16 protein-coding genes are annotated in these 20,996 nt (G+C 67.4%); 14 read left to right on the forward strand and 2 right to left on the reverse strand.

All coding sequences use genetic code 11. From position 1 onward, the window contains the following. Window positions 1-3: 3 nt before the first annotated feature. The 5 genes from KXV01_RS14815 (at window position 4) to KXV01_RS14835 (ending at window position 5,951) form a co-directional block, all read left to right on the forward strand. Entirely contained in the window at window positions 4-1,179 is a 1,176-nt protein-coding gene (locus KXV01_RS14815; protein ID WP_049413170.1) for a phosphoglycerate kinase, read from the forward strand. Beyond that, entirely contained in the window at window positions 1,176-1,829 is a 654-nt protein-coding gene (locus KXV01_RS14820; RefSeq protein ID WP_049440206.1) for an HAD hydrolase-like protein, read from the forward strand. Before KXV01_RS14815 ends, KXV01_RS14820 begins: the two co-directional genes overlap by 4 nt. 178 nt (window positions 1,830-2,007) lie before the next feature. Beyond that, entirely contained in the window at window positions 2,008-3,474 is a 1,467-nt protein-coding gene (gene pyk / locus KXV01_RS14825) for a pyruvate kinase (RefSeq protein ID WP_005418863.1), read from the forward strand. A 197-nt stretch (window positions 3,475-3,671) separates the two neighbouring features. Then, entirely contained in the window at window positions 3,672-4,676 is a 1,005-nt protein-coding gene (locus KXV01_RS14830; RefSeq protein ID WP_005418861.1) for a class I fructose-bisphosphate aldolase, read from the forward strand. Window positions 4,677-4,805: 129 nt separating this feature from the next. Further along, a complete protein-coding gene (locus KXV01_RS14835) occupies window positions 4,806-5,951 on the forward strand; it encodes a hypothetical protein (protein ID WP_049413166.1) in 1,146 nt (381 codons plus the stop codon). Window positions 5,952-6,042: 91 nt separating this feature from the next. Here the strand turns inward: KXV01_RS14835 and KXV01_RS14840 are convergent, their stop codons facing one another. Together KXV01_RS14840 and cysK are read right to left on the reverse strand one after the other, a co-directional pair. Beyond that, on the reverse strand, window positions 6,043-6,642 hold the full coding sequence (locus KXV01_RS14840) for an O-acetyl-ADP-ribose deacetylase (RefSeq protein ID WP_049413164.1): 600 nt from the start codon (window positions 6,640-6,642) through the stop codon (window positions 6,043-6,045). Between the two features lie 210 nt (window positions 6,643-6,852). Further along, window positions 6,853-7,812 carry a cysteine synthase A gene (gene cysK / locus KXV01_RS14845; RefSeq protein ID WP_049413161.1) on the reverse strand — a complete coding sequence of 320 codons (960 nt, stop codon included), beginning with the start codon at window positions 7,810-7,812 and terminating at the stop codon, window positions 6,853-6,855. 210 nt (window positions 7,813-8,022) lie between these two features. On the opposite strand from cysK, the gene KXV01_RS14850 reads away from it, so the two are divergent. The 9 genes from KXV01_RS14850 to KXV01_RS14890 all read left to right on the forward strand — a co-directional run bounded on the left by KXV01_RS14850 (window position 8,023) and on the right by KXV01_RS14890 (window position 20,996). Further along, window positions 8,023-9,006, forward strand: a complete 984-nt coding sequence (locus KXV01_RS14850; protein WP_111096993.1) for a LysR family transcriptional regulator — start codon at window positions 8,023-8,025, stop codon at window positions 9,004-9,006. 648 nt (window positions 9,007-9,654) lie between these two features. Further along, entirely contained in the window at window positions 9,655-10,086 is a 432-nt protein-coding gene (locus tag KXV01_RS14855; RefSeq protein ID WP_111096919.1) for a DUF2946 domain-containing protein, read from the forward strand. A 72-nt stretch (window positions 10,087-10,158) separates the two neighbouring features. Then, on the forward strand, window positions 10,159-12,222 hold the full coding sequence (locus KXV01_RS14860) for a TonB-dependent copper receptor (RefSeq protein ID WP_111096918.1): 2,064 nt from the start codon (window positions 10,159-10,161) through the stop codon (window positions 12,220-12,222). Window positions 12,223-12,496: 274 nt separating this feature from the next. Beyond that, window positions 12,497-13,603: an efflux RND transporter periplasmic adaptor subunit gene (locus KXV01_RS14865; protein ID WP_049412714.1), complete on the forward strand. Its 1,107-nt coding sequence runs from the start codon at window positions 12,497-12,499 to the stop codon at window positions 13,601-13,603. Continuing rightward, window positions 13,600-16,725, forward strand: coding sequence for an efflux RND transporter permease subunit (locus KXV01_RS14870; RefSeq protein ID WP_049412712.1), 3,126 nt, complete (start codon window positions 13,600-13,602; stop codon window positions 16,723-16,725). Before KXV01_RS14865 ends, KXV01_RS14870 begins: the two co-directional genes overlap by 4 nt. After that, window positions 16,718-17,320, forward strand: coding sequence for a GNAT family N-acetyltransferase (locus KXV01_RS14875; protein ID WP_111096917.1), 603 nt, complete (start codon window positions 16,718-16,720; stop codon window positions 17,318-17,320). The genes KXV01_RS14870 and KXV01_RS14875 overlap by 8 nt, the downstream gene beginning before the upstream one ends. 180 nt (window positions 17,321-17,500) lie before the next feature. Continuing rightward, window positions 17,501-19,009 (forward strand): alanine/glycine:cation symporter family protein, encoded by a 1,509-nt coding sequence (locus KXV01_RS14880; protein ID WP_049438457.1) that lies wholly within the window; start codon window positions 17,501-17,503, stop codon window positions 19,007-19,009. Further along, window positions 19,010-19,843, forward strand: coding sequence for a TrmH family RNA methyltransferase (locus tag KXV01_RS14885; protein ID WP_164284497.1), 834 nt, complete (start codon window positions 19,010-19,012; stop codon window positions 19,841-19,843). 166 nt (window positions 19,844-20,009) lie between these two features. After that, the gene (locus tag KXV01_RS14890; RefSeq protein WP_100478673.1) at window positions 20,010-20,996 is read left to right on the forward strand and encodes a hypothetical protein; all 987 of its coding nucleotides are present in this window, start codon (window positions 20,010-20,012) and stop codon (window positions 20,994-20,996) included.

A 20,996-nucleotide genomic window follows, 5' to 3' on the forward strand; every position in this document is an offset into this window, starting at 1 on the left:
CCCATGTCCATTGTCCGCATGACCGACCTCGACCTCTCCGGCAAGCGCGTGCTGATCCGCCAGGATCTGAACGTGCCGATCGAGAATGGCCGCATCACCTCCGAACAGCGCATCACCGCTTCGCTGCCGACGCTCAAGCGCGCGCTGGAGCAGGGCGCGGCGGTGATGGTCACCTCGCACCTGGGGCGCCCGAAGGAAGGCGTGTGGAGCGAGGCCGATTCGCTGGCACCGGTCGCCCAGCGCCTGTCCGAGCTGCTGGGCCGCGAAGTTCCGCTGGTGCGCGACTGGGTCGACGGCGTCGACGTGCAGCCGGGCCAGCTGGTGCTGCTGGAAAATTGCCGCATGAACGTCGGCGAGGGCAAGGACGACGAGGCCCTGTCGAAGAAGTACGCGGCCCTGTGCGACGTGTTCGTGATGGATGCCTTCGGTACTGCGCACCGTGCGCAGGCTTCCACCCATGGTGTCATCCGCTTCGCACCGGTCGCGGCCGGTGGCCCGCTGCTGATGGCCGAGCTGGACGCGCTGGCGCAGGCGCTGGATGCACCGGCCAAGCCGCTGCTGGCCATCGTCGCCGGCAGCAAGGTCAGCACCAAGCTGGAGTTGCTGGCCAATCTGGTTGGCAAGGTCGACCAGCTGATCGTCGGTGGCGGCATCGCCAACACCTTCATCGCCGCCGCTGGCTACAACGTCGGCAAGTCCCTGTACGAGCCGGACCTGCTGGACACCGCGAAGAAGATCGTGGCCGATGCCAAGGCACGCGGCGCCGACATTCCGCTGCCGGTTGACGTGGTCACCGCCAAGCAGTTCCTGCCCGACGCCGTTGCCGAAGTGAAGGCGGTCGATGCCGTTGCCGAAGACGACCTGATCCTGGACATCGGCCCGCAGACCGCCGCGCAGTACGCGCAGCTGATCGAGAAGGCCGGCACCGTGGTCTGGAACGGCCCGGTCGGCGTGTTCGAGTTCGAGGCCTTCAGCAAGGGCACCGAAGCGCTGGCCCGCGCGATCGCCAGCTCGAAGGCGTTCTCCATCGCCGGCGGTGGCGACACCCTGGCCGCGGTCGACAAGTTCGATATCGCCGGCGACGTCAGCTACATCTCCACTGGTGGTGGTGCGTTCCTGGAATTCCTGGAAGGCAAGACCCTGCCGGCTGTCGCCGCACTCGACGCGCGCGGCGCATGAGTGCCGAGCGCGGCAAGGATGTGCTGTTCTTCGATCTCGACGGCACGCTGATCGATTCGCAGGTGGGCATCACCGCCTGCATCGCCTATGCCCTGCAGAAGATGGACCATCCGGTGCCGCCGCAGGAAACCCTGCTGGGCTGGATCGGTCCGTCGCTGCGCACCACCTTCGCGCCGTTGTTCGTCGAACCGGCGCGGGTGGAACAGGCGGTGGGCTACTACCGGGAGCGCTTCGACGTCGAAGGCTGGCGCGAGCACACGGTCTACCCGCAGGTGGAAGGCACGCTGCGCACGCTGCATGGCCGTGGACACCGGCTCGCGGTGGTCACCGCCAAGAACGAGCCGCACGCGCGCCGCATCCTCGCCCACCTGCCGTTTGGTGGGCTGTTCGAGGAGATCGTCGGTTCAACCCTGGATGGCTCGCGCAGCCACAAGCCGGAACTGGTCGGCGAGGCCCTGCGCCGGCTGCAGGTGCAGCCTGCACAGTGCTGGATGATCGGCGACCGGCGCATGGACATCGAAGGCGCGCGCCACCACGGCCTGCGTAGTGTCGGCGTGCTGTGGGGCTTCGGCGGAGAGGCGGAATTGACGGAAGCCGGTGCCAGCCAGCTGGCACGTGAGCCGACGCAGCTGGAAACGCTGCTGGCCTAGCCTCCTGTGGAGCCGAGCCCATGCTCGGCTCCACAGAACCGCCCCCCTGCGCCAGCGTATGTCCGGGCGATGTCCGCTCCATGACCCGCGAAGTCAGGCGGCACAAGGCTGTAACCGTATACATGCGGCGTGAAGGATGTGCTAATTTCCGTTCTTTATCGGGAGAGGCCCATCCACCATGTTCGAGCGTCAGCGTCGCACCAAGATCCTTGCCACCCTCGGTCCGGCCACTGACCCGCCGGGCGTGCTGGAGGATCTGTTCCGCGCCGGCGTCAACGTGGTGCGCCTGAACTTCAGCCATGGCGATCCGTCCGGCCAGGCCAAGCGTGCCGCCGAAGTGCGTGCCGCTGCGGCGCGCGTGGGCGTGGAAGTGGGCATCCTGGCCGACCTGCCGGGCCCGAAGATCCGCATCGAGCGCTTCGCCGAAGGCAAGGTGCAGTTGAAGGCGGGCGACCGCTTCGACCTGATCGCCAGCGAGAACGCCGGCCCGGGCACTGCCAGCGAGGTGGGCGTGAGCTACCTTGGCCTGCCGCAGGACGTCGGCCCGGGTGATGTGCTGCTGCTCGACGACGGCCTGATGCAGTTGCAGGTGGTGGAAGTGCAGGGCGACCGTATCGTCAACACCGTGCTCAACGATGGTGTGTTGTCCGACCGCAAGGGCCTGAACAAGCAGGGGGGCGGCCTCTCGCTGGGTGCGCTGACCGAGCGCGACAAGGAACTGATCGGCATCGTTGCCAAGATCGGCGTGGACTTCATCGCCGTGTCGTTCTGCCGCAATGCGCAGGACATGAACGATGCGCGCGACATCGCCCGTTCGCACGGCTGTGATGCCGCGCTGGTGTCGAAGATCGAGCGCACCGAGGCAATCGAGAACCTGGAAGAAATCGTCGAGGCCAGCGACGTGGTGATGGTCGCCCGTGGCGACCTGGGCGTGGAAATCGGCGATGCCGAGCTGCCGGGCCTGCAGAAGAAGATCATCAAGGCCTCGCTGGCGCAGAACAAGGTGGTGATCACCGCCACGCAGATGCTGCAGTCGATGGTGGAAAGCCCGATCCCGACCCGCGCCGAAGTGCTGGACGTGGCCAACTCGGTCATCGACGGCACCGACGCAGTGATGCTGTCGGCGGAAACCGCCGCTGGCGCCTATCCGGTCAAGGCCGTGGAGGCGATGGCACGCATCTGCCTGGGTGCCGAGCGCCAGTTCCAGACCGAGACCGACTTCAACGCGTCGCCGCGCAACCTGGAACGTGCCGACCAGGCGATTGCCATGGCCACCATGTTCCTGTCGCAGCACGTGGGCGTGCGCGCGATCGTGGCGATGACCGAATCCGGTGGCACCGCACGTTACCTGTCGCGTTTCCGCGCCAAGGCGCCGGTGTTCGCGGTGACCCGCCATGACGGCGCGCGTCGCCAGATGGCGCTGATGCGCGATGTGTTCCCGATCAACTTCGACAGCCGCGGCCTGACCCCGCGCGAAGCCGCGCGCGGCAGCATCCGCCTGCTGGTGGAATCGGAACTGCTGCAGGCCGGTGATCGCGTCGTGTTCACCAGTGGCGAGCACATGGAAACCCACGGTGCCACCAATACCCTGCGCCTGCTGGAAGTGGGTGAGGACGGCCGCGCCATCGGCCTGGGCGACCTGTAAGTGATGCTGCCCTGGGGCCGGCGCCGCGTTGCGGATCCGACCCCGGGGTCAGATCCCCGCGGGGGCCCTGACCCCCGACGGCAGGACACGGCGTGTCCGCTGCGGACATTGGAAGCGTTTCCATCCTGTCCTCCACGGCGAGGCGACGGGCCGCAGGGCTATACTTGTGTTTTTCCCGCACCCGCCACAGGAAATACATGAGCATCGAACAGCTGGCTGAAACCGCCCAGGCCATGGTCGCCCCGGGCAAGGGCATCATCGCGATCGACGAATCCACCGCTACCATCGCCAAGCGTTTCGCCGGCGTCGGTATCGAGAATACCGAGGAGAACCGTCGCGCCTACCGCGAGCTGCTGCTGACCACGCCGAAGCTCAACGAGCACATTTCCGGCGCCATCCTGTTTGACGAAACCATTCGCCAGTCGACCAAGGACGGCGTGCCGTTCGCCAAGTACATGGCCGACCACGGCATGATTCCGGGCATCAAGGTGGACAAGGGTGCGCACCCGCTGGCCGGCTGCCCGGGCGAGCTGGTGACCGAAGGCCTCGATGGCCTGCGTGAGCGCCTGCAGGAGTACTACAAGCTGGGCGCGCGCTTCGCCAAGTGGCGTGCGGTCATCAACATCGGCGAGAGCATCCCGTCGGGCACCTGCATCGAATCCAACGCCCATGCGCTGGCCCGCTATGCAGCGCTGTGCCAGGAATGCGGCCTGGTGCCGATGGTCGAGCCGGAAGTGATCATGGACGGCGATCACGACATCGAGACCTGCTACGAAGTCACCGAAGCCACCCTGCGTTCGCTGTTCGACGCCCTGTACCAGCAGAACGTGCTGCTGGAAGGCACCATCCTGAAGGCGTCGATGGTCATCTCCGGCAAGGGCTGCGATGAGCAGGCCGACGTCGAGGAAGTGGCCGAGTCGACCGTGATGTGCCTGAAGAGCACCGTGCCGGCGATCCTGCCGGGCGTGGTGTTCCTGTCCGGTGGCCAGAGCGACGAGCAGTCCACCGAGCACCTGAACGCGATGAACCAGCTGGGCAACCTGCCGTGGCCGCTGAGCTTCTCCTACGGCCGCGCCATGCAGCAGGCCGCGCTGAAGCTGTGGGCCAAGGACATGAAGGGCAACTACGCTGCTGCCCAGAAGACCGTGTACGAGCGCGCCAGGGACAATGGCCTGGCAGCGCTGGGCAAGTGGAACGGTTGATCCGTCCCATTGCTGGATGAACAAGGCAGCGCCGGCATCACGCCGGCGTTTGCTTTTGCGGGTATCTTTTCCGCCCCCATGCGCCCGGCCGGTGCGTGGGAACCACATGGAAGGCCAAGGAGAAACAACATGCGTTTGGCAGCAATCACACTGGCCGTCGCCACGGTCCTGGTCGCCGGCGGTTGCAACCGCATCGGCGGCGGCGCGGATGCGGGCAAGGCCGCGTCGCTTGATTTCGACAAGCCGGTATCCGGCGAGATCACCTCGCGCAGCGGCATCAACTACAACGACGGCAGCCACCACCAGCTCTACCAGATCAAGCTGGAAGACAAGCAACTGGTCGGACTGAAGCTGACCGGTTCGCTGAGCGGCTCGATTGCCGTGTTCAACGACGGCAGCCTGGTGGCCAGCAGCAACACCGGCTACGAGCGCGAAGGCGACGTCTCGCTGGCCTTCCGTGCCAACGGTGGCGGCACCTACCAGGTGGCGGTCAACGCCAACGGCTCGACCGACTACGGCCCGTACCGCCTGCGTGCCGAGAAGCTGGTGCCGTACGACGGCAAGCCGCTGGCGGGCAGCGGCGAGATCGTCGACATGCTGGCCGGTGGTCCCCAGGACTACACCCTGCAGGTGGACAAGGCCGGCCTGTACGAGATCCGCCTGGTGTCGGATGTCTTCGATCCTGTGCTGAAGCTGTCGGGCCAGGGCGTGGATGCCGAGAACGATGATGGCGGGGACAGCACCAACTCGCGCCTGACCCTGTCACTGAAGCCGGGCAAGTACACGCTGACCGCGCGCGGCCTGGGCGACGGCGTCAGTGGCATGTTCACCTTGTCGGCCAAGCGCATCGAGGTGCCGGGCAACCTGGTCGACCGCGACGGCACCGCATTGCCGAAGTCCGGCAGCGTGTACACGATGCTCGACAACGATGGCGTCCGCCGCTTCCTGCTGACGTTGGACCGTCCGACCAATGTGCGGTTGGATGCGATCTCCGGCCAGCTCGATACCGTGCTGCGCGTGGTTGGCGGCGATGTCGAACTGACCGACGATGACGGTGGCAACGATACCAACGCACGCCTGGAAGAAGCGTTGCCGGCTGGTCATTACACCGTCGAGGTGTCCAGCCTGAGCAACGGCGCGGGCATGGTGGAAGTGCGCGTGCAGGTGGACGGCGCCAGCGCCGACGAGGCTGCGGCCTCGGCGGCAAGTGCCGCTGCCGACGCCGCCGCTGCTGTGGCCGATGATGCCGCCGCGGTGGAAGCTGCCAGCCGTTGAACGTGTTCCACACTCCGTGGGAGTGTGGACAACGGTGCTACAGGAAAGGCCGGGCAATGCCCGGCCTTTTGCTTGACGCTGGCCGCCGGATTCAGTGCGCGGCGGCGAAGCCCGCATCGCCCAGCGGCGGCAGCAGCGAGCCGCGCGGTTCGCTGTCCGCGCTTTGCCCGGCAGCGCTCAGCGCCTGCTGGTAGGCCTTGGCCGTCGCGGTATTGAACGCCACCAGCACGATGCGCATCGGCTGCGCATGGCTGCGCTGCCACGCCAGTGTTTCGGTCACCGCGATCTGCGCGGCCTGGTACAGCGGGTAGCCGTACACACCGCAACTGATGGCCGGAAACGCGATCGACTGCACGCCCAGTGATTCGGCCAGCTGCAGTGACTTCCAGTAGCAGTTGGCCAGCAACGCCGGTTCATCGCGCTGGCCGTCGTGCCAGACCGGGCCCACCGTGTGCAGTACATGGCGCGCCGGCAACGCATGGGCACCGGTGGCGCGCACTTCACCCGTCGGGCAACGCACGCCCGGGCGCAGCTCCGGCAAGCGCTCGCACTCGGCCCGCAAGGCGGGGCCGGCCGCACGATGGATGGCGCCATCGACACCGCCGCCACCGAGCAGCGTTTCATTGGCCGCGTTGACGATCGCATCCACCGCCAGGGTCGTGATGTCGCCCTGCCAAACCTCGATCTTCATGCGTCCGTCTCCTGCCTGTGAGGTGATCCGCGCAGCATCTGCGCCGGCTGTTCCCACGTTAGGGGACAGGGCATCGATACTGCGTCATGACCGTCTCACGCGCTGCGATCCAACGGCCTTCGCGCACGATGGCGGGCAACGCCTTCACGCAGGCTGAAGCGGGAAGGGGTCGGATCCTTTTCCGAACGGAAAAGGCTCTGACCCCGGCTGTTACGGCAGGCCGGCCAGCCAGTCGTCGTCGGATCCTTCGTTCACATCGGCGAACAGCGGCGTGGAGAAGTAACGTTCACCGGTGTCCGGCAGCATCGCAAGGATCACCGAGCCCGGTTCAGCGCGGGCAGCGATGTCCAGCGCGCTGGCCACGGTGGCGCCGGCGGAGATGCCGACGAAGATGCCTTCCTCGGCGGCCAGGCGACGCGCGGTGGCGATCGCGCGATCATCTTCGACCGAGACCAGTTCATCCACCACGTCGCGGTTGAGCACGTCCGGCACGAAATCCGGGGTCCAGCCCTGGATCTTGTGCGGCTTCCAGTCATCCCCCTTGAGCAGGGCGGCGCCGGCCGGTTCGGTAGCGATGATACGGGTCTGCGGACGTGCCACCTTCAGCACTTCGCCCACGCCGGTGAGCGTGCCGCCGGTGCCCCAGCCGCTGACGAAGTAGTCCAGTCGCCTGCCGGCGAAGTCGCGCAGGATCTCGGCAGCGGTGGTGTTGCGGTGATACGCCGGATTGGCCGGGTTGGCGAACTGGCTGGCCAGGAACCAGCCGTGCTGTTCGGCCAGCTCGGCCGCCCTGCGCACCATGCCGCTGCCACGCTCGGCAGCCGGGGTCAGGATCACCTTGGCGCCATAGGCACGCATCAGCTTGCGACGCTCGACCGAGAAGGTTTCGACCATGGTGGCCACGAACTTGTAGCCGCGCGCGGCGGCGACCATCGCCAGTGCCACGCCGGTGTTGCCCGAGGTGGCCTCCACGATCGTGTCGCCCGGCTTGAGCAGGCCGCGTGCTTCGGCATCGAGGATGATCGCCAGCGCCAGGCGGTCCTTCACCGAGCCGCCCGGGTTGAACGACTCGACCTTGGCGTAGACGCTGACCTGTGGCGGCGCCAGGCGCTGCAGCCTGACGATGGGGGTGTTGCCGACGGTATCGAGGATGGAGTCGTACAGGGCCATGGGAGCGCTCCGGAAACGGGGCCGCACCGGGTTACGGCGGGCAAAGGAGGGGAGGGCTGGCCGTTCAGGCCAGCGGCTGCCGGCTGACCGTAGCGCCGGCATATGACGCCTGGAAATGACCAGATGCCTTTCTTAAACAACCTTTGGTTATAAGCTGGTGACGGCAATTGACCCTAGAGTGGACTTCCGCCCCATGCCGCCTGCCTGCCCATGACGCTGACCCAGCTGCGCTACCTGGTAGCCATCGCCGACGCCGAGCTGAACATCACGCTGGCCGCCTCGCGCGTGCACGCGACCCAGCCCGGACTGTCCAAGCAGCTCAAGCAGCTGGAGGACGAGCTCGGCTTCCTGTTGTTCGTGCGCAAGGGGCGCAGCCTGGAGTCGGTTACCCCGGCCGGAACCGAAGTCATCGCGCGTGCCCGCGCGGTGCTGGCCGAAGCCAACAACATCCGTACGTACGCGGCGAACCAGCGGCGCGAAAGCCAGGGCCAGCTGATCCTGACCACCACGCACACCCAGGCGCGCTTCGTGTTGCCGCCGGCAGTGGCAGCGATCAAGCAGGCCTACCCGCAGGTCAGCGTGCACCTGCAGCAGGCCGGTGAAACCGACGCGCTGGACCGCTTGAACCAGGGCGACGCCGATATCGCCATCATCAGCACCGCAGGCGGCGAGCCCACCGATGGCATCGCGGTGCCGCTGTTCCGCTGGCGACGCCTGGTGGTGGTACCCAAGGGCCATCCGCTGGACCGCGCCGGCCGCGCACCGGACCTGGCCGCGCTGGCCCGGCAGCCGTTGATCAGCTACGAATCCTCGACCCGCCCTAACTCGTCCCTGCAACGCGCCTTCGTCGCCAATGGGCTGGTGCCCGACCTGGCGCTGACCGCGCTCGATGCCGACCTGATCAAGACCTATGTGCGCACGGGTCTGGGCGTAGGCCTGCTGGCCGAGATGGCGGTCAGTTCCAATGACGAAGACCTGAGGTCGTGGCCGGCGCCGGATCCGATCAGCGAGTGCATCGCCTGGGCGGTGCTGCCGCGCGACCGCGTGCTGCGTGATTACGCGCTGGAACTGGTGCACGTGCTGGCCCCACAGATTGATCCGCGCGACCTGCGGCGGGTGCTGGATGGCAACCAGGCCGCAGCGTGGCCGCTGCCACCGACCTGGGAGTCGCTGACCCAGACCATCACGGTGTGAGGTTGGGGCGGGCAGGGCTGCGCCCTGCACCTGCCGAATCAATGGCAAAAGCCGAAGCAACAGCAACAGCCGAAGCAGCAGCAACAGCCGAAGCAACAGCAACAGCTGGCTTCCGTGGGGGGCGGGGCGGTGTGGGCAGGCAGGACACGCCGTAAACCCATCCCTGGGGGCTCGATGGCGCCATCCATGGCGCCAACGGTCCTGCCTGCCCACACCGCCCCACCTCTGACAGATTCCGACGGCCGTTGGTAGGTGTCGACCTTGGTCGACACGGTAGATCCACGCCATGCGTGGATGAAAGCTGTCAGATATCGAAGTACATCTGGGGTCAGATCCGTTTTCCGTCGGAAAACGGATCTGACCCCAAAGCCGTTCCAACAGACCGCAGGAAACTGTCGAAGGCGGGGTGGGGCCGGTTGCGGGGGCGTGAGCCGCATGGATGCGGCGACCGAGCCTACATGGACGTATTTACGACGTCCCCCGCAACCGGCCCCACCCCGCCTACCCACAGGAACCCGCTTTTGCTGTTGCTTCGGCTCTTGCCGTGGACGTGGTCTCTGCAGGTGCAGGGCGCAGCCCTGCCGATAAACCCCCTCCTGCGACGGTTCGTCGCACAGGCAACCTTGGACCCACCTCTACACTAGCGGGGTGACCCGCCTGTCCCGCCCGCAGCGCCTCCTGCTCCAGCTCGCCGTCCTGGCGACGCTGCTGATGGTGCTTGCGCCACTGGTCAGCCGCGCGCTGCAGGCGCCGCCGATGGACCACACCGCGATGGCGGGCATGGACCACGCTGCCATGGGACATGACATGCACGACATGACCCTGGCCGGGCACGACCTGCATGGCGCTTCGCCGGCAGCACCCAGCCGCCCGGCCGATCCCCACGCCATGCACGGCGAAGCCTGCGAATACTGCGTGCTGGCGATGCGCCTGCTGCCGTGGCTGGCGGTACTGGTGCTGCTGTTGCCACTGCTGTGGCGGCCGCGGTTGGTATTCCCGTGGTCGCAGCAGGTACTGCCCGCGCTGCGCTGGCCGGCACACGCCGCGCGTGGGCCACCGCGGTCCTCCATCGCCCGCTGATTTTCCTATTGAATCCGCCGCACGACGCCTGACCGGGCGCCGTGTGCGCGTGCGTACCTTGGAGCTGTTCCGATGAAAATGACTTCCCGCCCCGCGGGTGCCTGCGTGCGCCTGCCGGTTGCCCTTGGCCTTGCCGTGGCTGCAACGCTGGTCCACGCCGCGCCTGCCGAAGAGGCGCGTACTCTCGACACGCTGGTGGTCACCGCCGCCGCGCCTTCGTCGCCATTGCACTGGGTGACCGATCCACGCCTGCCGCGGCAGCCGGTCCCTGCCAGTGACGGCGCCGATTACCTGAAGACCGTTCCTGGCTTCTCCGCCATCCGCAACGGCGGCACCAACGGTGATCCGGTGCTGCGCGGCATGTTTGGTTCACGCCTGAACATCCTCAGCAATGACGGCAACCTGATCGGCGCCTGCCCCTCGCGCATGGACAACCCGCTGTCCTACATCGCACCGGAGAGCTTCGACCGGCTGACCATCATCAAGGGCCCGCAGAGCGTGCGCTGGGGGGCAGGTGCCTCGGCCGGCACCGTGCGCTTCGAACGCGATACGCCGCGCTTCGAGGAACCGGGCCTGCGTACCGATGCCAGTGCGCTGGTCGGTTCGCGCAACCGCAACGACCAGGTGCTGGACCTGACCCTGGGCAACCCGACCGGCTACGTGCGCGCCAGTGGCAACCGTTCCGAAGCCGATGACTACAAGGACGGCCACGGCGATGTGGTGCCATCGAAGTGGCGCAAATGGAACGGTGACGTGGCGATCGGCTGGACGCCGGAGGCCGATACGCTGCTGGAAATTTCCGCCGGTGCCGGCGATGCGATCGCACGCTACGCGGGGCGCGGCATGGACGGTGCCGCGTTCGAACGCACCAGCTACGCCGCGCGCTTCGAGAAGCGCAACCTGCCGGGTGCGTGGGACACGGTGCAGGCCAACGTGTACTACAACGAGGCCGACCACGTGATGGACAACTACACGCTGCGAACGCCGAACCCGCACAGCATGATGCCGATGCCGATGGCATCGAACGTGGACCGACGCACCCAGGGCGGCCGGGGCAGTGCCGAGTGGCGCTGGCAGGACGTGCAGCTGGTGGCGGGCCTGGATGGCGAAGACAGCCGCCATCGTGGGCGAATGGGCATGGGCCGCGGCACCTACCGCCAAGCGGCGTGGCAGACCGATGCCAGCTTCCGCCGCTATGGCGTGTTCACCGAATTGACCCTCGGCGCCGGCACCGATCAGCGTTGGATCAGCGGCCTGCGTATCGATCGCGCCAGCGCTCGCGACGAGCGGCAGTCGATCCGCGGGATGATGGGGAACATGCCCAATCCCACCGCCGGCGAGCGTCGCAAGGAATGGCTCGGCAGTGGCTTCCTGCGCTACGAGCAGGACCTGGCCGACGGCCTGACCTGGTACGCCGGCCTCGGCCACAGCGAGCGCATGCCCGACTACTGGGAGCTGTTCTCGCCCAACCACGGCCCGGCCGGCGCAGTGAACGCGTTCACTGGCGTGCAGCCGGAACGCACCACCCAGCTCGACGTGGGCCTGCAGTACAAGGGACCGCGCGTGCAGGCCTGGGTCTCGGCCTATGCCGGGCAGATCCAGGACTACATCCTGTTCACCTATCACGGCAGCGGCATGACGGGCATGAGCCAGGCCAGCAACGTCGAGGCGCGCATTGCCGGTGCCGAGGCCGGGTTGGAAGTGAGCCTGGCCGAGCAGTGGAAGCTGGGCGGCACGCTGGCCTATGCCTGGGGAGAGAACCGCGACCAGCAGCGTCCGCTGCCGCAGATGCCGCCACTGGAAGCGCGCCTGAGTGCGAACTGGGAGGGCCAGCGCTGGAGCGCCGGTGCGCTGCTGCGTGCGGTGAACCACCAGCATCGTGTCGCAGATGGACAGGGCAACGTGGTCGCGCAGGACCTCGGGCCGAGCGCTGGATTTGCCACCTTCGCGCTCAACGCGGCGTACCGTTTCAGTTCGCAGCTGCAGCTCAGCGCCGGCGTCGACAACCTGTTCGACCGCGCCTACAGCGAGCACCTGAACCTGGCCGGCAGCGCCGACTTCGGCTTCCCGGCCGACCCGGTGCGGATCAACGAGCCGGGGCGCAGCGTGTGGATGAAGTTGAACTACCGGTACTGATCCGCCGGGCAAAAAAAAAACGGGGCCGGATCCCCGCCAGGATCCGTCCCCGCCCGACGCCCTCGGTCGGGCAGGTTCGACTCTACGATGACGGCCGCGGTGGTGCACCACTGGATACACCCCGACACACGCCGACACCGCCCATGGCAGGCTTGCACGGAACGGGTTCAAGGCGCTATCGCAGCCTTGGTTCCACGCCGGTAAACGCTTGGCACATACCGCTTTTATGGGCACTTGCCTACACTCGGCGGCCGTGGATCAATCAGGACCGTTCATGTTGGCTCGTATCGCTTCGACCCTGGCCCTCGGCCTCAGCCTGGCCGTGCTGGCCGGGTGCGCAGGCAAACAGGAGGCCGCCGCACGTCGGCAGGGCGAAGCGGTGCCGGTCACCGCGCAGGTCGTGCAGCCCACGCAGTGGAACGACACCCTGCAGGCACTGGGCACGGCCAAGGCGCGCGAGTCGATCAGCGTCACTGCCAAAGTGAGCGAGATCGTCGAAAAAGTGCACTTCGAGAGCGGCCAGCACATTGCCGCCGGTGCGCCGATCGTGACGCTGCGCGGGCAGGCCCAGGAAGCCGCACTGGTGCAGGCGCAGGCCACCTTCCATGAAGCCGATCAGCTGTACAAGCGCCAGCGCGAACTGGCCGCCCAGCGGCTGGTGTCCAGCGCCACGCTGGATACGCAGAAGTCGATCCGCGACGCCGCCGAGGCACGCGTGATGCAGATGCAGGCAGACATTGGTGACCGACGCGTGCGTGCGCCCTTTGCCGGTGTGCTCGGCATCCGCCAGGTCAGTCCGGGATCGCTGCTGACCCCGACCACGGTCATCGCCACGCTCGACGACATCGAGCACATGCATGTCGACTTCCAGGTGCCGGAAGTGGAACTGGCTGCGCTGGGCGTTGGTGACAAGGTCAGTGCCACCAGTGTGGCCTGGCCGGGCCGCACCTTCGAGGGCGTGGTCAGCACCATCGATGCGCGCATCGATCCGGCCACCCGTGCGGTGACCGTGCGCGCCGATTTCGCCAATGGCGACCACGCATTGCGCCCGGGCATGCTGCTGGACGTGCGCCTGTTCCGCCCCGAGCGCCCGGCGCTGGTGGTCCCGGAAATCGCCGTGGTGCAGGTCGGCCGCGATACCTTCGTGTACCGCATCAAGGCTGACGACAGCGTCGAGCGGGTGGACGTGGTCACCGGCGCGCGTCGTGCCGGCGTGGTCGAGATCCGGCAAGGCCTGGAAGCGGGCCAGCGCATCGTGGTCGATGGCACCGGCAAGCTGCGTCCGGGCCTGAAGGTCGCTGCGAAGGACGCCGCACCGGCCTCTGGCGCCAAACCGGCTGACGCGCCGGCGCCGGTCGCGGCCGAGGGCCACGGCGGATGAAGCTGTCCGACGTTTCCATCCAGCGGCCGGTGTTCGCCGTGGTGATGAGCCTGTTGTTGCTGGTGCTGGGCGTGATGTCCTTCACCCGCCTGACCCTGCGCGAGCTGCCCGCCATCGACCCTCCGATCGTCTCGGTGTCGGTGGACTACACCGGCGCGTCGGCGGCGGTCATCGAAAGCCGCATCACCCAGGTGCTGGAAGACGCGCTGGCCGGCATCGAAGGCATCGATACGATCAACGCGCGCAGCACCAACGGCCGCTCGCAGGTCAGCATCGAGTTCACCTCCAACCGTGATATCGAAGCAGCGGCCAACGACGTGCGCGATGCGGTCAGCCGTGTCGCCGACCGCATGCCGGAAGAAGCACGTCCGCCGGAAATCGCCAAGGTCGAAAGCGATGCCGACCCGATCATCTGGTTCAACATGGTGTCCTCGACCATGGACACGCTGGAGCTGAGCGACTACGCCGACCGCTACGTGGTCGATCGTTTCTCCAGCCTCGATGGCGTGGCCCAGGTCCGCATCGGCGGCCGCCAGCGCTATGCGATGCGGATCTGGCTGGACCGCGACCAGCTGGCCGCGCGCGGGCTGACCACCGGCGACGTGGAAACCGCACTGCGCAACGAGAACGTGGAGCTGCCGGCCGGCCGCATCGAGTCGACCGACCGTGATTTCACCCTGCGCGTGGAGCGCAACTACATCAAGCCCGAAGACTTCGCGACCATCCCGCTGGGCAAGGGCCGCGACGGTTACGTGGTGCGCATGGGCGACGTGGCGAAGATCGAGCTGGCCTCGGCCGAACGCCGCGCGTACTACCGCAGCAACGGCGAGCCCGGCATCGGCCTGGGCATCGTCAAGACCTCCACCGCCAACTCGCTGGACGTGGCACGCACCGCGCGCGCCGAGGCCGAGCGGGTGGCGCTGACCCTGCCCAAGGGCACGCAGATCTTCGTCGCCTTCGACAACACCACCTTCATCGAAGCGGCAGTGGACCGCGTCTACGCCACGCTGGTGGAAGCAATGATCCTGGTGCTGGCGGTGATCTGGCTGTTCCTGGGCAGCTTCCGTGCCGCGCTGATCCCGGCGGTGACGGTACCGGTCTGCCTGGTGGCGGCGTTCATCGCGCTGTATGCGTTCGACTTCTCGATCAACCTGCTGACCCTGCTGGCGCTGGTGCTGTGCATCGGCCTGGTGGTGGACGATGCGATCGTGGTGGTGGAAAACGTGCAGCGCCGCATCGACCTGGGCGAGCCACCGCTGGTGGCCTCCAAGCGCGGTACCGCGCAGGTCGCCTTTGCGGTGATCGCCACCACCGCTGTACTGGTGGCGGTGTTCCTGCCGGTCGGCTTCCTGGAAGGCAACACCGGGCGCCTGTTCCGCGAACTGGCCGTGGCGCTGGCCGCTGCCGTGGCATTGTCCGCGTTCGTTGCGCTCACACTGACGCCGATGATGGCCTCCAAGCTGCTCAAGCCGCACACCGGGCAGGCCCCGCGAGGCTTGCACGGCTTCATCAACCGCAACCTGGAACGCCTTGCGGGTGCCTACGGGCGGGTGCTCGATCACCATGTCGATCGCACCTGGATCTACCTGCTGGTGATGGTGGCTGCGCTGGCCGCCAGCTGGGGCCTGCTCAAGCTGCTGCCGTCGGAACTGGCACCAGCCGAAGACCGCGGTTCGTTCCAGATCATGATCGACGGCCCGGAAGGCGCCGGCTACGACTACACCGTGCAGCAGGTGCAGCAGGTGGAAGCGCTGCTGGCACCGCATGTCGGCCCGGACAAGCCGATCGTGCGTGCCAACCCCCGCGTGCCGGGCGGCTGGGGCGCCAGCGAGGAAATGCATACCGGCCGCGTCAGCATCTTCCTGCAGCCGTGGCGCCAGCGCAGCGAGGGTACGCCCGAAGTCGCCAACGAACTGCAGAAGGAACTGGATACCATCCGCGGCGTGCGCGTACGCACGCAGGTGGGTGGTGGCCTGGTGCGCAGCGGCGGCCAACCGTTCCAGATCGTGCTGGGCGGCCCGGAATATGCCGAGATCGCGCAGTGGCGCGACCGCATCCTGCTGCGCATGGCCGACAATCCCGGCCTGGTCGGCCCGGACTCGGACTACAAGGAAACCCGGCCGCAGATGCGGGTCAACATCGATCGCCAGCGTGCGGCCGATCTCGGCGTGCCGGTCACCGCGATCGGTTCGGCGCTGGAAACCATGATGGGTTCGCGTCGGGTCACCACCTTCGTCGACAACGGCGAGGAGTACGACGTGCTGGTGCAGGCCGGTCGCGATGGTCGCGCCAGCCCGGCCGACCTGGCCGCGATCCGCGTGCGCGCCAACTCCGGCGAGCTGGTGCCGCTGTCCAACCTGGTCACGCTCAGTGAAGTGGCCGAGGCCGGCACCCTGAACCGCTTCAACCGACTGCGCTCGATCACCATCAGTGCCGGGCTGGCGCCGGGCTATCCGCTGGGCGAGGCCATCGCCTGGGCACAGAACGTAGCCCAGGAAGAGCTGCCGCAGTACGCGCAGGTGAACTGGAAGGGCGAATCGCGCGAGTACCAGAGCGCCGGCGGCGCGGTGCTGCTGACCTTCGCGATGGCGCTGCTGGTGGTGTACCTGGTGCTGGCGGCGCAGTTCGAGAGCTTCATCCATCCGCTCACCATCATGCTGACCGTGCCGCTGGGCGTACTCGGCGCGCTGGTCGGGTTGTGGGTGAGTGGCGGTACCGTGAACCTGTTCAGCCAGATCGGCATCGTGATGCTGGTCGGCCTGGCCGCGAAGAACGGCATCCTCATCGTCGAATTCGCCAACCAGCTGCGCGACGACGGGCGCAGCGTGCGCGAGGCGATCATCGAGTCGGCGATGGTGCGTCTGCGCCCGATCCTGATGACCTCGATCGCCACCGTGGTTGGCGCGATCCCGCTGGTGGTCGCCGGTGGTCCTGGTTCGGCCAGCCGTGGCACGATCGGCATCGTGATCATCTTCGGTGTGACCCTCTCGACCTTCCTGTCGCTGTTCGTGGTGCCGGCGTTCTACGCGCGGCTGGCGCCGTACACCCGTTCGCCGGAAGCGGTGAAGCGCGAGCTGGAGAAGCAGGAAGCGGAATCGCCGTCGGTGGGCGGTCATGCCTGACCGGCACGCCGGCGGGGGCGGGTCGCTCGCTGACGGGGTCGGACCCCTTTCCCAAAGGGAAAGGGCTCTGACCCCACTTCGAGGTGACGGCTTCCAGCTGCGCCCCTGGCGCCCGGATGATCTGGAGTCGCTGCTGCGCCATGCCAACGACCCCGAGGTGTCGCGCGGCCTGCGCGACCGTTTCCCGTACCCGTACACGCGCGGGGATGGCGAGGCCTTCCTCGCCGGCCGCGTGCTGGCCGCCGGCACCCTGAACCTGGCCATCGAGATCGACGGCCAGGCCTGCGGCAGTATCAGCGCCCAGCAGGGCGTGGCCGAGCGTGGGCATACCGCCGAACTGGGCTACTGGCTTGGCCAGGCTTACTGGGGGCAGGGCCTGATGACCCGGGTGGTCGGCCTGTTCGCACCGTGGGTGATGGATGAGCTGCGCCTGTTCAGGCTGCAGGCCACCGTGGTCGACTTCAACCTCGGCTCGGCCCGGGTGCTGGAGAAGAACGGCTTCCGGGAAGAGGGCGTGGAGCGTTGCGCGGTCTACAAGCGCGGCGTGTTGCACGACCTGCGCCGTTTCGCCCGGGTGCGCACGCAGCTGCCCTGAACACGCGGGCTGGCCGCTGTAGAGCCGAGCCCATGCTCGGCTGCCCTCGGGGGCCCAAGCCGAGCATGGGCTCGGCTCTGCAAAACAGCGCTACCGCAGCGGCCTTCGATCAGGGAGAATCGACCGGTCCCCTCCAGCCGACGGGACGTCCTTACAACCCGCCGACTGGAGAGAGCGCGCGTGGAAGCAACCGTACACTTCATCAACAGCATCATCTGGAGCAAGGCACTGATCTTCGTGTGCCTGGGCGCCGGCCTGTTCTTCAGCCTGCGCACCCGCTTCATGCAGATCCGTGGCTTCTTCGAGATGTGCCGCCTCACCGTCAGGGGTGAGAAATCCGACGCCGGTGTGTCCTCGTTCCAGGCGTTGGCCATGTCGATGGCCGGCCGCATGGGCATCGGCAACATCGCCGGCGTGGCCACCGCCATCGCCTTCGGCGGCCCCGGTGCGATCTTCTGGATGTGGGTGATGGGCTTCCTTGGCGCATCCACTTCGTACGTCGAATGCACCCTGGCGCAGATCTACAAGACCAAGGACGCCGAAGGCCGCTACCGCGGTGGCCCGGCGTACTACATCGAAAAGGCCATGGGCCTGAAGTGGTATGCGCTGGCCTTCGCCATCGCCACGATCATCGCCGCAGGCTTCCTGATGCCGGGCGTGCAGGCCAACGCCATCGCCGACAGCATCATCAACGCCTGCCGTGGCACCGCGCTGTGCGGCCCGCTCGATGGCCAGGCCTTCGGCATGGAATCGGTGCAGGCGCTGAAGCTGGGGATCGGCATCGTGGTGGCGCTGCTGCTGGGCGTGGTGATCTTCGGTGGCGTCAAGCGCATCGCCAACTTCGCCGAAGTGGTGGTGCCGTTCATGGCCGCCGGTTTCATCCTGATGGCCATCATCATCATGATCATCAACTACGACCGCGTGCCGGAAATGTTCGGCATCATCTTCAAGAGTGCCTTCGGCACGCATGCCGCATTCGGCGCCATGATGGGCCTGGCCGTGGAGTGGGGCATCAAGCGCGGCATCTACGCCAACGAAGCCGGCCAGGGCTCTGGCCCGCACGCGGCGGCTGCCTCGGAAGTCTCGCACCCGGCCAAGCAGGGCTACGTGCAGGCCTTCGCGATCTACTTCGACACCATGATGGTGTGCACCGCCACCGCGTTCCTGATCCTGGCCAGCGGCACCTACAACGTGTACTCGCCGGTGGAGGGTGCCGCGCCGATCTTCCAGGGCCTGGCCGGTATTCCCGAAGGCGCCGGTTACGCCCAGGCCGGCGTGGAAGCGGTGCTGCCGGGCTGGGGTTCGGCGTTCGTATCGGTGGCCATCTTCTTCTTCGCCTTCACCACCATCATGGCGTACTACTACATGGCCGAGACCAACCTCAGCTATGTGAACCACAACAGGAAGCGGCCGCTGACCGTGCTGCTGCTGCGCCTGGGCATCATCGGCATGGTGGTGTTCGGCGCGTTCCACAATGCCACCCTGGCCTGGGCGCTGGGCGACATCGGCGTCGGCCTGATGGCCTGGCTGAACATCATCGCCATCCTCATCATCCAGAAGCCGGCGATGCTGGCCCTGCGTGACTACGAACGACAGAAGAAGCTGGGCCTGGATCCGGTGTTCGACCCTGATGCCCTGGGCATCAAGAACGCCGATTTCTGGCGCCAGCGCAAGCAGGAGAGTGTGTAAGTGAACAACCCTTGGAACAACCGCCGCCCGTCCGCCCGTCCGCCGCGCGCAACGCCGTTGCCGCGCCCGGAGGTGCCGGCCACGGGCGGTGGTGGGCGCGGTGGCAGCGATGAGCTGCGTCTGTACGGCCTGAATGCCGTGCTGGCTGCGTTCGAAGCGCGGCCGCAGGCGCTGCGCAAGTTGTACCTGCTGGAGGCACGCATCCCGCGCCTGCAGCCGCTGTTGAAGTGGTGCGTGGCCAACCGCGTGGGCTACCGCGTGGTCGAGGAAGGCGACCTGAACAAGCTCGCCGGCACCACCCATCACGAAGGCGTGGTGGCCGACATGCTGCGCGCACCGTCGCTGCCGCTGGCGCAGTGGCTGTTGCAGGTCGGTGACGGTCCGGCGCTGGCGTTGTGGCTGGATGGCGTGGGCAACCCGCACAATCTCGGCGCGATCCTGCGCTCGGCCGCACACTTCGGTGCCAAGGCGCTGCTGTTGCCGGCCGGCAGCACGCTCGCCCTGTCCGGCGCCGCCGCGCGCGTGGCCGAAGGCGGTGCCGAAGCGGTGCCGCTGGTGCAGCTGCCGGAGACCGCTCAGGCAATGGCGCAACTGCGCGCAGCCGGTTTCGGCCTGGCCGCGACCCTGGTCGAGGGCGGTGATGACGTGTTCCGCGCGTCCCTGCCGGAGCGGCTGGTGTACGTGATGGGCGCCGAAGGCGAGGGCATGGACCGCAGCCTGGCGGGTGCGTGCGACCTGCAGGTCTCGATTCCCGGCAGCGGCGCGGTGGAGAGCCTGAATGTGGCCTCGGCCACGGCCGTGCTGCTGGCGCAATGGGCGAGCCGTCGCGGCTGATCCGGTATCCCGGGTCGGATCCCTCGCCGCAGGCGAGGGCTCTGACCCCTTCCAGGGGTGGTAAACGCGTCAAGCGCGCATGACGTTTTGAAAGTTTCCTTATTGGTCAGCCGCTTCCGGCAACGCAGGGTGGAACTCCATCCCACGTTGTCCAGAAGAGGCTGCCATGCATCACCCACGCCGTATCCTCATCGCATTGCTGGTACTGACCAGTGTCCTTGCCAGCGGCCGTGCCGCAGCCGGCGAACGCAGCCTGGACGGCGTCAACTTCACCGGGCCGCTGATCACTCCCAATCCGGCCGGCCTGCCGCAGGGCAACTGGTACATCGAACCCTATCTGGTGCGGGTCGACAGTCGCGATCACTACGACGATGGCGGCCATCGCCGCCGCAGTGGGCAGCGTAGCGGTGCATGGGCCACGGTGGTGCCGATCATCTACGGCTTCAGCGACCGGGTGATGGGCCAGGTCAATCTCAGTGCTTCGCGTGCCGAACAGGGCAGCGCACGCAGCAGCGGTATCCGCGCTGGCGATACCACCGCGCGCCTGCAGTACCTGCTGCAGGCACCCAACGCCGATGGCACGCGCCCGGCCATCTCGGTCGCGCTGGTGCAGCGCTTCAGCACCGGCAGCCATGACCGCATCACCAGCAATCCGCTCGATGCGCAGGGCGACGGCGTGCAGCGCACCACCGCGGCGCTGGGCATGCAGCAGGTGGTGTGGCTGGGCAACGATCGCCCGCTGCGCTGGCGTGCCCAGCTCAGCGCCGGGCCGGCGCCGTCGCGCACGGCGATTTCCGGGGCCAGCGTCTACGGTACCGATGACAGCTTCCAGGGGCACATCTCCCGCGGCTCGGTGCTGGGCCTGTCGGTGGGTGCCGAGTACAGCTTCAATCCGCGCTGGGTAGGTGTGATGGAAGTAGCCGCCAGCCGTGAGACCGGACAGCGCCTGAGTGGATTCTCGCGCAACGCCAGCGGTGCCTTCGAGCGTATCGACGAACATCGCCCGGCCAGCCGCAGCGTCACCCTGGCGCCGGCGGTCGAGTACCACTTCAGCCCGACGCTGGGCCTGATCGCCGGCGTGGAGTTCAGCGTGGCGGGCCGCAACACCAGTCGAATCGTCAGCCCCCAGGTTGCCCTGGGCATGTTCTTCTGA

The sequence above is a fragment of the Stenotrophomonas sp. Ps181 genome (assembly GCF_025697425.1).
Taxonomy (GTDB): Bacteria; Pseudomonadota; Gammaproteobacteria; order Xanthomonadales; family Xanthomonadaceae; genus Stenotrophomonas; species Stenotrophomonas sepilia.